The organism is Paraburkholderia diazotrophica, from assembly GCF_900108945.1.
Classification (GTDB): domain Bacteria; phylum Pseudomonadota; class Gammaproteobacteria; order Burkholderiales; family Burkholderiaceae; genus Paraburkholderia; species Paraburkholderia diazotrophica.
The window spans coordinates 49,087-63,191 of sequence record NZ_FNYE01000035.1; the positions used below are offsets into that span (position 1 = coordinate 49,087).

A 14,105-nucleotide genomic window follows, 5' to 3' on the forward strand; every position below is an offset into this window, starting at 1 on the left:
CGATGCCAACACCTCGAGACGTTTGCGCCGAGCGTACAGATATGAACTTCGAAGCGGGCATGGCCTTGACTGATGCAGGCATCCGCGCGGCGCACCGCGAATCGCTGATTACCAGCGAGCTCTCATCGCGAGCAAGCCGCCGTCCGAACCATGGGGCTGAGGCCAAAGTCCTGAGACGCCTTGCCCGCGCGCTGGCCACATCCGACGCGGCCATGCTCGACACGCTGGCATCGGAGGCTGCTCGTTTGTGCCGGGCCGGCAGCGCCGGCATCAGCGTGCTGGAGTCGCCGCCCGGCAGGCCGGCGAGTTTTCGATGGGCGGCCCTCGCTGGCCATTGCGCGCCGCTTCTCAACACCTATCGCCCTTTCGACGACAGTGTCTGCGGTGTCACGCTGGCCATGGGCAAGCCCGAGCTGTTCAGGACGCCACAGCGTTACTTCTCGTCGATAGAAGCCGTGTCGCCGCCCGTCGTCGAAGCGCTGCTTGTTCCCATTCCCGTCGGTGAAGGCCCCTGGGGCGCGATCTGGGTGATGTCCCACGATGAGAACGCCCGCTTCGATGCCGAAGACCTGCGTTTGCTGACGAGTCTTGCGGACTTCACGGGTGCCGCAATGCAGGTGGCCCGAATGCAGGCGCTGGCAGAAAAACGGGCAACGGAAGCAGAAGAGGCCCAGCAAGCACTACGTCTTGCCGAAGAGCGCACCTACAAGTTCATCGCAATCCTCAGCCACGAGCTCAGAAGCCCCATTGCGCCCGTCGTTTCTTCTCTTGATGTTCTTGGACGCCTCGAGACCACCAGCTCGGCGGCGACGCGCGCTCTCGATATCGCGCAAAGGCAGATGGGACGACTGCAACGGCTGATCGATGACTTGCTCGACGCGTCTCGCATCCGCCACGGCAAGGTCGAAGTAAAAATGGGCACATGCCAGCTTGCTGACATCGTGTGGGATGCCGTGCACGCGGTGCAGCCTGCAATCGAGGCGCGCAAGCATCAGCTGACGGTTCATTCTCCGTCCGAGCCTGTAATCCTGCACGCAGACGCGGCCCGTCTGACCCAGGTGCTCGTGAACCTGCTCACCAATTCCGCCAAGTACTCGCCTGACGGCAGCCATATTGAACTCGCCGCTGTCGTCGAACACGCATCGGAGAGCGACGGCATGACACCCACAGGTTCAGTCCGCTTTACCGTGACGGACAACGGATACGGTATTCCTGCCGACAAGCTGCCCTACGTGTTCGACATGTTCACCCAGCTCGACTCGCGGCCTCCGTCAGTGGATTCGGGGCTCGGAATAGGACTCGCGCTTGTCAGATATCTGGTCGAATGCCACGGCGGGACGGTCACCATTGCAAGCGGCGACGGACGGACAGGCACATCGGTAACGGCCATGCTTCCAGTTCTCGAACGGCTTCAGGTTATCTCGCCGCCCGCGCGGGCGGGACAGTGCGAATGACCTGACGAAACATGCCCGTCGCCGCTCCGGCATGCCTGATCGGAAGCGTCGGCTGTCGTCGCGCAATGCGAGTCTGCACTCGCATCCATCACACGCGAAGAGATACACGCCGAATACTCTTGCACTGAACGGCCTTGGCAATCGAGTGGACCATCGATTCGCTCGCGGCATGCGGACTGCTGCATTCCGTATAAGCCGGAGAAATTGCCATGAAGCATCGCGCCACCGTTTTGTGCATCAGACAGGACTGTCTATTACTGGTCGCTAAACGGGGCGGCCGGTGGGCCATACCTGGCGGTCGCAGGAAACGCGACGAGGTGCTGTCGCGCGCGGCGGCACGCGAGCTTTGCGAGGAGACGCAACTGACGGCGTATCGCGTCGATTATCTTTTTCAGTTCTGGGGAGCACACACGCGGCACTTTGTTTTTGCTGCGCAACTGTCGCCCGGTGCCGAGGCAAGGCCCGACAACGAAATCGCCCGATGCAGATGGGTCAAGCTGCGCGACGTGAGCCGACTGCCCGCGAGCATTCCAACAAAAGCTATCGTTCAATATCTGCTGCGTTCGCGGAGCTCTCTGCATCGCTTACAGTGGATCGCCGAAGAATACGAAAACGACCCGCTGACCGAGGAGCCGCTGGAGGCACACGATGCCTCGCACGACGTCAGTGCGCCGACGGTCTGACGAGCATCGCACGGCGGGCCTCGTGAAAGCCATCATGCCAAACGTCATTGCTCAGCGGCGGCGCGGCCAGCGCTCACGGTTTCCCGCGAAAGACTGCTGCGGCATTGCCGGATGACATGTGCTCCAACCGGATGAGCGTCGCAACGCTGACACGCAGGCAGTCGCATAGCTGCTCCGCGACTTCCGAATTGACGCTGAGGCTGTGAAGCCTGTGCAACCGTTCCTCCTGAGCCTCGAGCAACTGCATGCCCCGGTAGATGTGGCGCAGGAGTTCCCGCGTCGCCCGGGTATCTGCTTCTTCTCGTGCAATCGTCAACGGCACATCGACTGGCTGTCGACGGGCGCCCTCGTTCGCCGACACAGCAGCTGTTTCCCATGCCATCGTGTCGCTTGCGCAGGCGTCGGCGGTAAGCTCATCGAGCAACGGCAGCAGTTCCGACGGCGTCACAGGTTTTCGCAGCATAGCCGACACAGCGATACTGGGAACGTTCACGAGCGCCGACATCAGAACGATTGGTATCTGCGCAAATCGCGGCATGGTCCTGATTCTGCGAACCATCTCGACGCCATTCATCGATGGCATCGTCACGTCGGAAACGATGGCATGCGGACGGACGTCGGGCAAAAGACGCAAGGCGTCCATCCCGTCACGCGCGACGATTACATCGTGCCCTGCCACTTCAAGCGCAGTGCCGAGAGCGTCCCGCACGTTAACATCGTCGTCGACCAGTAGGATGCGAGTCATGCAGATGGCTTCAACCCGGGTGAACGGTTTCGCGCATGTTTTGTTCCTGGCCGTGTCGCGTTGCCCTCGCGTAAACTCGGCATGGTGCCCTGAACGGCCGGCGTGGCGCGGCTTTGTACGTTTTACGCTGTCGGCAGAAAATATTCGTGCTCCGCAGTCCCTGGGTTGTGCGCTGCCGCTCTCAGGAAATGGGAATAGCAGATGCTCCATGAGAGGGCGAAGGCAGCCAGGGCACAGTGCCGTGTTCACCATCCTGTTGGTCGACGACGATACCAAACTCCTCCACGCGCTCCAGACGGTGCTTGAGGGAGAAGGCTATCGGGTTCTCACTGCGCCCGACGGGGAGATAGCAACCGCCATCGCCGTGAAAAACCTTCCGGATCTGGTTATAACGGATTGGATGATGCCCCGCGTCGATGGCGTCGCACTATGCACGCGCATCAAGGCCGACCCGACGACCAATAACATTCCCGTCGTGATGTGGTCGGCTGCGTTGCTTCCCCTTCCCGAGGAGCCGCTATGGAACGTGTTCCTCCGCAAGCCGATACCCATCGAGCGCCTGCTTGAGGCTATAACGAACCTTCTGCATCGACCCGTGGCGCTGCCCAGTCGATGTACACAGATCAGCGGCGAGCCGCCGGCGACAGGTGCTGGTTAAACGCAGTGTCCCAGGCGCCCGATATCATTTTCCGGCGCATGTGATGCCCGTTGTCCTCATGAATGGCCTGAACCGCTGGAGCCGTTGGCGTTCGCTTTGGCCTGCGCCACTGACCTGTCGACGGTGCCTTTGTCGCGTGCACGTCTGCCCGCATGTTCGGCGAGCTGCAGATACGCATCGGCGACGCGCCTCAAGTCGTCTTCCGACGCATCCTCAATGCCGATCAGAGCGTCGCTCGCGGTTTTCTGCGATGCCAGGAGTTCGTTGAGCTTCAGATGAACGGCAACGCTATCCTTGTTCTGGCTCTGCTGGATCAGGAAGACCATCAGGAAAGTGACGACGGTCGTCCCGGTGTTGATGACCAGTTGCCAGGCATCCGAGTAGTGAAAAAACGGTCCCGATACAAGCCATGCCACGATGGTTATCACGGCAAGGCCGAACACTACGGGCGAGCCCGCCCATCGCGTGACGGCCGCGGCGAACCTGTCGAATGCGCGTGTAACAGGGTTCCCGGTGGCGTAGGCCGGACTTGACGTGTCCGGCACGGTCTCAAGACGGTCGACAGGACGACGGTCGGTTGAATGTGTGGAACGCATGAGACCTCCATAGCGACGTTGCCTTGTTTCGCCGCGCAAGGCTCGCGGTAATCAGCGTCGGCAAACGACGCGTTGGGGCTTTTCGAGCGCTCAGCAAGCCCTATGCCGATGATTTGCATTGAATGGCCGTCAGTCGCCAGCGGTGGCGAGGACCTGTCCGAGCCCGCGTACGAAAACATCGACACAATGAATGCAACTATGGCACTTGCTTCCGCAAACATTTGCGCGCCGCAATTTGTGCGCGGTCCGAGGTCAATTGGAATAAAACGGCCTAAATCAACGAGCGAAAACAGAAGGACGTTTTAAACCGGGCCGCTGCCGCCTTTAAGCAGATCCGGCAGATTCGGCACTGAGCGTTTTTACCGCTAAAGTTGCTGACGCCTGATGCCGATAAGCGAGAGGTCAGCCGACGCTCCGTTGATCGACGAGATCCGACGACCCGCCGCGCGACGAGAAGAACATGTATCCAATATCGCGAAACATCATGCTGCGCGGCCGGCCACGTGTTGCCCGCCGCGCGACGCAATCTCTTTTTGTCAAACGATATGCGTTGCAGAACTCCCGCACGCGCTGTCGCCAACGCGTTGCTCGCGGCGCTTGCAATCCACGCTTCCATCGTTCGTGCAGGCGAGCCGGCCGCCAACGACGCGCCCGCCGTTCCATTGACGGGCGGCAAGCTGCTGCTTACGGGCGGCGTATCCGAAATCGAAGGCGCGGCGGGAGGCGGCCTTACGCCGTGGGCCGTGATCGGTGGCTACGGCACCGCATCGCAACTGGGCGCGAATGCGCACGCCACCTACGTGCACACCCAGGACTTTGCGCTGACGACCTACGGCGCGCTCGTGGGCGTCGCGAACCGCGTCGAGATCTCGATTGCGCGCCAGGTGTTCGACACCCGCGACGCCGGCGCGCAGCTGGGTCTCGGCTCGGGCTTCAGGTTCGATATGGACACGATCGGGCTGAAGGTGCGTCTGTTCGGCGATGCCGTCCTCGATCAGGATACGTGGGTGCCGCAAATCGCCGCCGGCATTCAGTTCAAGCACAACGAACAGGGCGACGTCGTGAAGGCGGTCGGCGCGACGAGCACTTCGGGCACCGACTTCTACCTGTCCGCAAGCAAGCTGCTGCTCGCGCAAAGCCTGTTGCTCAACGGCACATTGCGATTCACCAAGGCGAACCAGTTCGGCCTGCTCGGCTTCGGGGGCGACAAGTCGAACGCGTATCACCCGGAATTCGAGGCATCCGTTGCGTATCTGCTGTCACGCAACGTTGCCGTGGGCGCCGAGTACCGCAGCAAGCCGGATAACCTCGGCTTCGCGCGCGAGCAGGACGCGTACGACGCGTTCGTCGCGTGGGCGCCGACGAAGCATGTTTCCCTGACGCTCGCGTATGTGTCGCTGGGCGATATCGCGACGATACGCAATCAGCGCGGCGCATACGCGTCGCTGCAAGTGGGGTTCTGATGAAACGCGCACTTTCATGCATTCGACGCCTCGCGTGCGTTACATGTGCCGCCATGCCGCTTGCCGTGCTGCTCTTCGCTGCCCCCGCGCATGCCGACGACGATTCGCTCTATCGGACCTTCGGCGGACAGGCCGGCCTCGCGAAGATCATCGACGACTTCTACGATCTGGTGCTCAAGGACCCGCGCACAGCACCCTATTTCGACGGCGCGCCTATCAGGCGCATCAAGCAGAAGCTCGGCGAGCAGTTGTGCGTGCTGCTGGGCGGCCCGTGCACCTACACGGGCCGCACGATGAAGCGCACGCACGAAGGTCAGAACATCGACCGCGCCGCGTTCAACGCGGCCGTCGAGGATCTGCAAACGGCCATGGACAAAAACGGCGTGCCGTTTCACGCGCAAAACAAATTGCTTGCGAAACTCGCGCCGATGTATCGAGACATCCAGGACCGGGAATGAACACGACAGCACGTCCTTTCATCTGCAACGGCAAACACCGCAAACGCGCGCTGCTCGCGACGGCCGTCCTCGCGCTCGGCTGCCACTTCGCGAGCGCGAGCGCCGCGAGCCTGCAGATTTCGGTGATCGATCAGACGGGAGCGCCCGTGCGCGATGCCGTTGTCTACGCGACACCCGTCAGCGGCAAGCTGCCTGCGGCAAAACCGGCCGCCGCGATCATCGATCAGATCAAGCGCAAGTTCGTACCGATGGTGTCAGTGGTGCAGACGGGAACCGCGATCACGTTTCCGAACAAGGACAACTTCGAACACGACGTGTACTCGTTTTCTCCTGCGAAGAAGTTCGAGTTGCATCTGTACCACGGCGTGCCCGCGAACCCGGTCGTCTTCGACAAGCCTGGTGTCGTCGTGATGGGCTGCAACATTCACGATTCGATGGTCGCGTACCTGCTCGTCGTCGACACGCCCTGGTTCGCGAAAACGGACGCGAGCGGCCACGCGACGATCGATAACCTACCCGCCGACAGCTACAGGCTCACCGCGTGGCACTACCGCCTCGTGGATACGCATGCGCTGCCGGCGCAAACCACGGCGGTGAGCGCCGACACGAAAGCGTCGTTCAGGCTGAACCTGTCGGCTCAAACGCCGGAGTAAGCAAGCGATGCGATTCCATAGCCTGCGCGCCCGTATCGCGATCGTCGTCGTGCTGCTGATGCTCGCCGTGCAGCTTGCCGGCTATGCCGTCATCAGCACGGTGATCCGCTCGAACGCGCGCAGCAACTCCGAGCGACAACTGGCCGTCGCCGAAAACGTGTTTCGCCAGGTGCTGCGCGCGAACGGCGAAAAGCTCACGCAGGCCGCGACGGTCGTCGCAGCGGACTTCGGCTTTCGCGAAGCCGTTGCGACGCACGACGAGAACACCGTCGTCTCGGCGTTGAGGAATCACGGCAGCCGCATCGATGCGGACATCGTGATGCTCGCGACTCCGGACGGCAAGGTGACGGCAGACAGCCGCGGCCCGTCGCAAGGCGCTGCGCCGTTCCCGCTCGCGAGCCTGATCCGCACAGCCGTGCGGCGCGGCGATGCGTCGTCGATCGTGCCGATAGACGGCAAGCTGTACCAGGTCGTCGCCGTGCCCGTCAAGGCGCCCGTAACGATCGCGTGGGTCGCCATGGGCTTCGTGATCGACGACAAGACGGCGCGCGACATCGCAACCCTCACGTCGCTCGATGTATCGTTCCTCGATCGCCTTTCCGATGGGCGCTGGAGCGTGCTCGCGAGTTCGATGCCCGATGCGCGCCACGCGCACGCGAGCATCGCCGATATCGCCGACGAGAACTACGCAACGCGCGTCGTGCTGCTGCAATCGGGCGGCGAAACCATTGCGGTGATGCTGCAGCGCTCACTGCACGAGATCACGGCGCCGTTTCATCGGCTGCAGTCGGTTCTCGCATTCATCACGGCGGTCGGTGTGCTGCTATCGATTGTCGGCAGCATGCTCACCGCGCGCAGCGTGACGCGGCCCGTGCAGGCGCTGATGCATTTTTCGCGGCGTGTCGAGAGCGGCAACTACGATCAGCCGATCGAGGTCTCGCATCAGGACGAGCTCGGCAAGCTCGCCAAGGCGTTCAACCACATGCAGCAGGCGATTTCGGAACGCGAGAGGCACATTACCGAGCTCGCGTATATGGACCGTCTGACGGGCCTCGCCAATCGCGCGATGTTCAACGACCGTCTGCAAGCCGGGATCGAACACGCACGGGCACAGGCGGACGATGGCGACGCGCCGCTCACGTTCAGCGTGATGATGATGGACCTCGACCGCTTCAAGTATGTCAACGATACGCTCGGGCATCCCATCGGCGATCAGCTTCTGTGCGAAGTGGCAACGCGTTTGCGCAATGCGCTGCACAGCAAGGATCTCGTCGCGCGTCTAGGCGGCGACGAGTTCGGCGTTCTCCTGCCCGCCGACGACAATGATGGTGCGCAGCGCGTGGCCGCGCATCTGATCAAGACGCTTGAAGTGCCGATCACGATCGAAGGACAGCTCGTCGATGTGGGCGCGAGCATCGGCATCGTCACCTGGCCGCAGCACGGCGCCGACATGAACGTGCTGATGCGCCGCGCCGATATCGCGATGTATGTCGCGAAGCGCACCAATACCGGCTTCGCGGTCTACGACGAGAAGCACGATCACAACAGCGCCGAACGTCTGTCGCTGATGAGCGAACTGCGCCAGGCGGTCGAGCAGGATCAGCTGATGTTGTACTACCAGCCGAAGCTCGATCTGGCGTCGGGCACCGTCAAGTATGTCGAAGCGCTCGTGCGCTGGGAGCATCCGACGCGCGGCTTCGTGTCACCCGACCAGTTCATTCCGTTTGCCGAACAGACGGGCTATATCAAGGCGATCTCGCATTGGGTCGCGGACAAGGCGATCGGCCAGTGCGCGACGTGGCGCGCGGCGGGGATCGAGCTGGCCGTGTCGGTTAACGTGTCGGCGCGCGAACTGATCCAGTCGACGCTGCCTGAGACGTTCAGCGCGCTGCTGAGCAAGCATGGCGTGCCGCCCGAGCTCGTGTGGATCGAGATCACGGAGAGCGCGATCATGGACGATCCCAATCACGCTATCGAGACGCTCGACCGCCTGCACGCACTCGGCATTCGCCTTGCCGTCGACGACTTCGGCACGGGCTATTCGTCGCTCTCGTATCTGAAACGGATGCCCGTCGACGAACTGAAGATCGACAAGTCATTCGTGATGGCCATGACGCATCACAAGGACGATGAGACCATCGTGCGCTCGACCATCGATCTCGCGCACAACATGGGCCTCAAAGTGGTGGCCGAAGGCGTCGAAACCGAAGATGTGCTCGGGCGGCTCCGCGACTTGGGCTGCGATCTTGTGCAGGGCTTCCATCTGAGCCGTCCGTTGCCGCCGTCACGGCTCGAAGCATGGCTCATCGAGTGGGAAATCCGCCAGACGGCGGACGAGGCCTGATGTCGTCTGAAACGTGGGCATGCCCGTTACGCGATAACGACGCCCACGGTTACGGTCAGTCGATTAGCGAACGCGGCACGGCACGGCCCACGAACGGTTATCTGCGCGGCGTGACAGAGGGCTTGAGTTGCGAAGCAATTAACAGTTTCCCTTCTTCGCCTGTCCGGGCGGACAGAATCCATTGCCCGGCCCTCCTTGCGGCTTGCCTTGCGGCGCGACGACTACGCCAGGCTGATCGGGTACATACACCGCGCACCCCGAGAGCACAGTTACAGCGACTGCCAACAGCGTCATGATCGTTTTCATTGAATGTGCGCCGGGAGGGACCGTTGCGTCCCTCCCGCTTCCCCAAAATCAGAAGTTGAAGTTGATGCCCGACTGGCTGCCAGCCGACACGTTGACATTGGTCGATTGCGTCGTGCCGCTCGCGCTGTCCGCTTCGACGGTATAAGCGCCAGCAGCACTGCCTGCCGGAGCCAATGCAACAGGCAATGTGCCTGCGTAAGTTCCCGTCATCGGCGCCGCTGCCGGGACGGCAAGCGTGTAAGCACCCGTATCGAGATTCGCGTTGACGGAAGCGACTTCATATGAGCCAGCACCGTCGTTCTGCAAGGCGCGCACGAGGGCCTGGGCAGACGCCGTCACGGTACCTGCAACCGTGTTCACCGTAGACGCCGGAAGCGTGATCGGTGCGGCAGTCGTGGCGATCGTCGTAGTCGCACTTGCCGTAACCGGTACCGAGTGGATGACGCCGTTCGCGTGCCCCGTCGGCTGCCGGTTGTCCACGATCACGACATCGTAGTTGCCGTTCGTCGAACTCTGGATCAATGGGCTGAGGACAAACTGGCCATTACTGTCAGCGACCGTGCCGCGAATCACATGACCGTTCTGTTCCGCGTAGACCGTGGCTCCCGCCTCGCCTGGCGCGACATAACCAGCGATGCTGCCGCTGACCACGGTCGGTGTAGCCGTTACCACGGGCTTCAGACTATAGCTGCCGTTGCCGCGCTGGACGATCGATTTGCACGCGTTGAAGTCCAGCACGAGATCCACCAATGTGTTCGCCTGAACCGTAAACGGCTGGATGATCTTGTATCCGCTCTGCGTTGCGCTCGGCGTGACTAACGGCTGCTCGGTACTCGTACCCGTGACCACGACGGAATTCGCAACCGAGTTGCCCTGATTCTGCGCCAGTACGAGTCGGATCTGCTGATACTGACCCGCAGCCAGCGGTGCGCGACCGAGGTCGGTCAGAACGCCATTGGTCAGCGAAAGCAGATCGATCTTTTGCGGTGCCGGCAGCGCGATGTCGGTCCAGCCCCCGTCCGAATCGCCGGCCGTCGAGCTTGCATTGACGCGTACCTTATCGACGGTCACATAGACATGGTCAAAACCGCACGACGGCGCATCGGTCATTGCCACATGCAGCGTGCCGGTTCCGCTGCCAGCGTTATCACCACCGCCGCCGCCGCATGCTGCCAGCACCATAGGAAGTGCCAGCGTACAAAGCCACTTTCTAGTCGTTTTCATGGGAACCCCAGTTATTTGTTCTGTGAGCGGAAGGATACGGAAAGCTCCCGTAAGTTTGCTCGGCAAATTGCAATAATCTGTAACCGATATGTCGTGCCCGGTATATCGTCGGCATGCGCGCACATCATCTCGGCCATCATCGCGGCCAGGATTTCCGGTGCGTCAGCGATCGCGCGACACCGCCTTGACTGTCCGGCTCGCCAGAACTTGGCGAACGTCTATGTCCCTGTCTGATCCGGCGCAGTTCCCCTGACACCTGCTCGCCGGCCCGCGACCATCTCCACCAGCCAGTTCACGACGAGCGCGGTATACGCCCGCTGGCTGGGATCGTCCGATAGCCCGTGGTCCGCGCCTTCGATGATCCGGTACGTGAGCGAATGCGCCTGCAAAAAGGCCTGCAGATAGCTGGCGATCACGGTGTGCGGCACGATCTCGTCGTGTTCTGATTCGACGAGCAGCACATCGCCGCCAAAACGGGCCGCCGCGCGCAACGCGCGATTGTCCGACGATGGCACGATGCGTTTGCGATAAGCGACGAGATCGTGTTCGACATGCAGAGCGCGCTTCGGCGTGTTCCATCCTTCGTCCAGGTAGAGCGCCGGTACGCGCAGACCTAGCCAGCGCACGGGACGCAGCTCCGTCAGGATCGCCGCGAGATAGCCGCCGTAGCTGCTGCCGATGACGGCAACCGCATCGCGGTCGATCGACGGATGTGCAACGAGCGCATCGTAGGCGGCAAGCAGGTCCTGCAGATTGGTTTCCCGCGTCACGTTTTGCTGTTCGTCGAGCGTGCGCCCATGTCCCGTCAGATCGAAGGTCAGGCAGACGCAGCCGAATGCCGCCGTCTGCCGCGCGCGCTCGAGATACTGCCCCTGATTGCCGCCCCAGCCGTGCACGAAAAGAACGCCTGGCACCGTTGTCTTCGGTGCGAGCAGGGTCCCGTCGAGGTAGCCGTTCTCGACCTTGATCTGCACGCCATAACGTTCCGCTGTCATATGCCGCTGCTCCCTTGCAAGGTATGGCGATCCACCGTGTAGTACTTCGTGATGGCGCCCGCTCGCGCATCGACGCCTCGATAGACGATGCAGGCGCCATCGGGCACCTGCACGTCGTCGCCGTAAAGCTCACGTGTCGAGGCGCGCACCGCATAGACCCGAGGGTCCGCCCTGAACATGCGCAACGCGCCAAGCTCGGCGCCCGTCGCGCCGCCGACCCGCCACGACTGCTCGAGCACGCCGCAATGGCGCACGCCTTGTGCATCGATGCCCCAGGCGACGTCGTAGTTGCGTCTCGATGCGAAGAAGCCGGCGTAGTCGTTTTGAACGGCGGCATCGAATGCACGGGCCTTGCTGATTGCCTCATGGATATCGCTCGTGACGTCGAGCTGCGCAAGCATGTCGAAGCCGCCATGCACGACGACCAGGTCCGTGCCGCCATAGACGTGGTGGCCATGGTTATTGACAGTCAGATGCTGCACGCCGTAGTAGCTCGCTACCAGATCGTCGAGCGTCACCTGGCCGACGCTCAGCGTTTCGATGCTATCCAGCTGCCGTTCGACGACGATGCCTTCGGCTCGCAGCGTCGCATCGCCAAGCGCGTCGAGTTCTGCTTCCAGTTCATTCATATCGGCGACCAGTGATTGTCCCGCTCCGCCGATCCCGTAAGGGCGCTTGATCCGCACATGGCCCTGCGGCCAGAGCATGCGTGCCGCGTTGCAGGCATCGTCCCGCGAAAATGCGGAATGGCCGGGCAGAACCAGCGAAGCAGTGTGCTCGCCGAATACGCGCGACCAGCCCGGTGGCGAAGCCTGCGCGTCATCGGGCAGTGCGTGTGCGATCAGCTTCGTCGCGACGAACGGAAACGGCACGACGCCGCCGAACAGATCGCGCACGGATCGAACGCCGAGCTTGCGCGCTTGCGTCAACGTCAGCGTATCGTCGGGGACCAGGTAACGATGCGCGGGATAGGCATCGCTTGCATTGAACTCGCCCGCAAGCGTCGTGCCTTTGAGTTCGGCGATCTGCCTCGCGAGCGCCCAAAGCGTCTCGACCTCGTGGCCAGTCTGATCGGTCTTGCGTTGCCCACGATAGACGAGCACAACGGGCAGCGCCGGTCTCGCCGGAGATAAACGCACCTTCAAGTTGTCCTCCCCGCGCCGGGGCGCAATAGTCGCGGTATTCGTTTTCATGCGCGCGCATCATCGGTCTACGCCGACGTTTGTCAGAGAGCAAGGCTTGTGCCTTTGTCTGCCGGAGGGGGAAGGATTCGGGCGCTAAATCCGCAGAGTTAGTACTGGATTTTTGAGCACGCGCATCGTCGTTCCGGCGCGCTCGCTACAATTGTGCCCGCTCGCGCCTCCCGGCCGGCCGTCGCAGGGGTGTTGACGGATTTATCGCGGTCTGTTTCATTTCTCTTGCCGCATCGATGGCGTAAAGGTGATGCCTACCAGCAATCCTTCCGGCCCGATGAAGCGGCTGACAGTCTGGCCCCACGGCTCATTCCGGCTCCTGACCAGCATCCGATACCCTCGTGATTCGAGTTCCGCCGTAGCCGCTTCGACGTTGTCGACATCAAATTCAATCCAGGCTTGCGGAATGGGCACGTCACGAGGCCACGAATCCGTGCCGAAGCACGACTGAGCAGCCTGAGAGAGCGGCCACAAGGCGAACGTGTTTGCACCTTGCAGCCTCTCCGTATGAAGGTAGCCGCCTTTCTCTTCCTTGAAGGCGATACCGAAGGCACGACTGTAGAGCTCGCGGCTTGCCTGGGCTTCACTCACAATCGGGCCGAAGCCTGCGATGAACAAGGCTGTGGCTTTTGTGATCTTTTCCATGGCTTCTCCTTTGTCGCCAATGAGCGGCGCAATGAGGAATGGACATGAACATGTCTGCGCGCGCCCGTCGAACGGATGTGGCGGCCAGTATTCATGTAGCGCGGGGCATGGATGAGTGTAGGCTTTTTTCAGGTCGCGATTGTGTGTGTCACGTCGCAGGCGTACTACTGACGCTCGATTGTGGCTTTCCAACTTCACGCGCTTCAGGAATCAGCCAGTCTATTTCATTGCTCCAGTACAGCCTGAGGAGTATTCCGGAAGCTGATCGCCATACGGTTATACGTATTCATCACGCTGATCGCGATCGTGAGGTCCACCAGTTCCCGCTCATCGAACACTGCGCGGGCAGCCTCGTAAGCCTCATCGGGTACACCCGTCTGCGCAACCAGCGTGACCGATTCGGCCCATGCGAGCGCGGCGCGCTCCCGTTCGTCAAACAGATGGCCGGCTTCCTCCCATGCCTGTACCAGCGCAAGCTTTTCGACTTTCACGCCCTTGTTCAGCAGGTCACGTGTGTGCATGTCGAGACAGTAGGCGCAGTTGTTGATCTGTGAGACGCGAAGATAAGCCAGATCGACTAGAACAGGCGACAGACTGCTCTGCATGACGTAGCCATAGACGCCGCCTAGGGCTTTGACGCCTGCAGGCGCAATCTGGTTATAGTCGAGACGCTTGCTCATGAGGGTTA

Annotated in this window: 14 protein-coding genes; 7 read left to right on the forward strand and 7 right to left on the reverse strand. The window is 61.8% G+C overall.

Annotated elements, in window-relative coordinates; genetic code table 11:
• The first annotated feature begins 41 nt into the window (after window positions 1–41).
• Window positions 42–1,454: a GAF domain-containing sensor histidine kinase gene (locus tag BMW76_RS31070; RefSeq protein ID WP_177200547.1), complete on the forward strand. Its 1,413-nt coding sequence runs from the start codon at window positions 42–44 to the stop codon at window positions 1,452–1,454.
• Between the two features lie 209 nt (window positions 1,455–1,663).
• Window positions 1,664–2,137: an NUDIX hydrolase gene (locus BMW76_RS31075; protein WP_090872204.1), complete on the forward strand. Its 474-nt coding sequence runs from the start codon at window positions 1,664–1,666 to the stop codon at window positions 2,135–2,137.
• 73 nt (window positions 2,138–2,210) lie between these two features.
• On the opposite strand, the gene BMW76_RS31080 is transcribed toward BMW76_RS31075, so the two are convergent.
• A complete protein-coding gene (locus BMW76_RS31080; protein ID WP_177200548.1) occupies window positions 2,211–3,092 on the reverse strand; it encodes a response regulator in 882 nt (293 codons plus the stop codon).
• Between the two features lie 31 nt (window positions 3,093–3,123).
• Between BMW76_RS31080 and BMW76_RS31085 the strand changes: the two genes are divergently transcribed.
• Window positions 3,124–3,540, forward strand: a complete 417-nt coding sequence (locus BMW76_RS31085) for a response regulator (protein WP_245763444.1) — start codon at window positions 3,124–3,126, stop codon at window positions 3,538–3,540.
• A gap of 56 nt (window positions 3,541–3,596) precedes the next feature.
• On the opposite strand, the gene BMW76_RS31090 is transcribed toward BMW76_RS31085, so the two are convergent.
• A complete protein-coding gene (locus tag BMW76_RS31090) occupies window positions 3,597–4,136 on the reverse strand; it encodes a low affinity iron permease family protein (protein ID WP_090872208.1) in 540 nt (179 codons plus the stop codon).
• Window positions 4,137–4,681: 545 nt separating this feature from the next.
• Between BMW76_RS31090 and BMW76_RS31095 the strand changes: the two genes are divergently transcribed.
• Genes BMW76_RS31095 through BMW76_RS31110 form a run of 4 tightly spaced genes read left to right on the forward strand, consistent with a single transcriptional unit; the run spans window position 4,682 to window position 9,054 of the window.
• On the forward strand, window positions 4,682–5,599 hold the full coding sequence (locus BMW76_RS31095; protein WP_090872256.1) for a DUF3034 family protein: 918 nt from the start codon (window positions 4,682–4,684) through the stop codon (window positions 5,597–5,599).
• Window positions 5,600–5,652: 53 nt separating this feature from the next.
• Window positions 5,653–6,057, forward strand: a complete 405-nt coding sequence (locus BMW76_RS31100) for a group I truncated hemoglobin (protein ID WP_245763445.1) — start codon at window positions 5,653–5,655, stop codon at window positions 6,055–6,057.
• A complete protein-coding gene (locus BMW76_RS31105; RefSeq protein ID WP_245763446.1) occupies window positions 6,054–6,710 on the forward strand; it encodes a methylamine utilization protein in 657 nt (218 codons plus the stop codon). The genes BMW76_RS31100 and BMW76_RS31105 overlap by 4 nt, the downstream gene beginning before the upstream one ends.
• A 7-nt stretch (window positions 6,711–6,717) precedes the next feature.
• Complete coding sequence (locus BMW76_RS31110; RefSeq protein WP_090872212.1) at window positions 6,718–9,054, forward strand: putative bifunctional diguanylate cyclase/phosphodiesterase; 2,337 nt, start codon at window positions 6,718–6,720, stop codon at window positions 9,052–9,054.
• Between the two features lie 354 nt (window positions 9,055–9,408).
• Here BMW76_RS31110 and BMW76_RS31115 read toward each other — a convergent pair whose 3' ends face one another.
• The 5 genes from BMW76_RS31115 to BMW76_RS31135 all read right to left on the reverse strand — a co-directional run bounded on the left by BMW76_RS31115 (window position 9,409) and on the right by BMW76_RS31135 (window position 14,097).
• Window positions 9,409–10,584, reverse strand: a complete 1,176-nt coding sequence (locus BMW76_RS31115) for a DUF4382 domain-containing protein (RefSeq protein ID WP_090872215.1) — start codon at window positions 10,582–10,584, stop codon at window positions 9,409–9,411.
• Between the two features lie 218 nt (window positions 10,585–10,802).
• Complete coding sequence (locus BMW76_RS31120; protein ID WP_090872217.1) at window positions 10,803–11,579, reverse strand: alpha/beta hydrolase family protein; 777 nt, start codon at window positions 11,577–11,579, stop codon at window positions 10,803–10,805.
• A complete protein-coding gene (locus BMW76_RS31125; protein WP_090872219.1) occupies window positions 11,576–12,772 on the reverse strand; it encodes a DUF3182 family protein in 1,197 nt (398 codons plus the stop codon). Before BMW76_RS31125 ends, BMW76_RS31120 begins: the two co-directional genes overlap by 4 nt.
• Window positions 12,773–12,988: 216 nt before the next feature.
• Window positions 12,989–13,417, reverse strand: a complete 429-nt coding sequence (locus BMW76_RS31130; RefSeq protein ID WP_090872221.1) for a VOC family protein — start codon at window positions 13,415–13,417, stop codon at window positions 12,989–12,991.
• Between the two features lie 224 nt (window positions 13,418–13,641).
• The gene (locus BMW76_RS31135) at window positions 13,642–14,097 is read right to left on the reverse strand and encodes a carboxymuconolactone decarboxylase family protein (RefSeq protein ID WP_090872223.1); all 456 of its coding nucleotides are present in this window, start codon (window positions 14,095–14,097) and stop codon (window positions 13,642–13,644) included.
• Window positions 14,098–14,105 lie beyond the last annotated feature (8 nt).

What these genes read in the sequence shown, in the direction of transcription:
- BMW76_RS31070 (WP_177200547.1), top strand. Translation starts at nt 42, where the DNA reads ATGAACTTCGAAGCGGGCATGGCCTTGACTGATGCAGGCATCCGCGCG.
- BMW76_RS31105 (WP_245763446.1), top strand. Translation starts at nt 6,054, where the DNA reads ATGAACACGACAGCACGTCCTTTCATCTGCAACGGCAAACACCGCAAA.
- BMW76_RS31130 (WP_090872221.1), bottom strand. Translation starts at nt 13,417, where the DNA reads ATGGAAAAGATCACAAAAGCCACAGCCTTGTTCATCGCAGGCTTCGGC.
- BMW76_RS31115 (WP_090872215.1), bottom strand. Translation starts at nt 10,584, where the DNA reads ATGAAAACGACTAGAAAGTGGCTTTGTACGCTGGCACTTCCTATGGTG.
- BMW76_RS31120 (WP_090872217.1), bottom strand. Translation starts at nt 11,579, where the DNA reads ATGACAGCGGAACGTTATGGCGTGCAGATCAAGGTCGAGAACGGCTAC.
- BMW76_RS31135 (WP_090872223.1), bottom strand. Translation starts at nt 14,097, where the DNA reads ATGAGCAAGCGTCTCGACTATAACCAGATTGCGCCTGCAGGCGTCAAA.
- BMW76_RS31090 (WP_090872208.1), bottom strand. Translation starts at nt 4,136, where the DNA reads ATGCGTTCCACACATTCAACCGACCGTCGTCCTGTCGACCGTCTTGAG.
- BMW76_RS31110 (WP_090872212.1), top strand. Translation starts at nt 6,718, where the DNA reads ATGCGATTCCATAGCCTGCGCGCCCGTATCGCGATCGTCGTCGTGCTG.
- BMW76_RS31080 (WP_177200548.1), bottom strand. Translation starts at nt 3,092, where the DNA reads ATGGAGCATCTGCTATTCCCATTTCCTGAGAGCGGCAGCGCACAACCC.
- BMW76_RS31075 (WP_090872204.1), top strand. Translation starts at nt 1,664, where the DNA reads ATGAAGCATCGCGCCACCGTTTTGTGCATCAGACAGGACTGTCTATTA.
- BMW76_RS31125 (WP_090872219.1), bottom strand. Translation starts at nt 12,772, where the DNA reads ATGAAAACGAATACCGCGACTATTGCGCCCCGGCGCGGGGAGGACAAC.
- BMW76_RS31095 (WP_090872256.1), top strand. Translation starts at nt 4,682, where the DNA reads ATGCGTTGCAGAACTCCCGCACGCGCTGTCGCCAACGCGTTGCTCGCG.
- BMW76_RS31100 (WP_245763445.1), top strand. Translation starts at nt 5,653, where the DNA reads ATGCCGCTTGCCGTGCTGCTCTTCGCTGCCCCCGCGCATGCCGACGAC.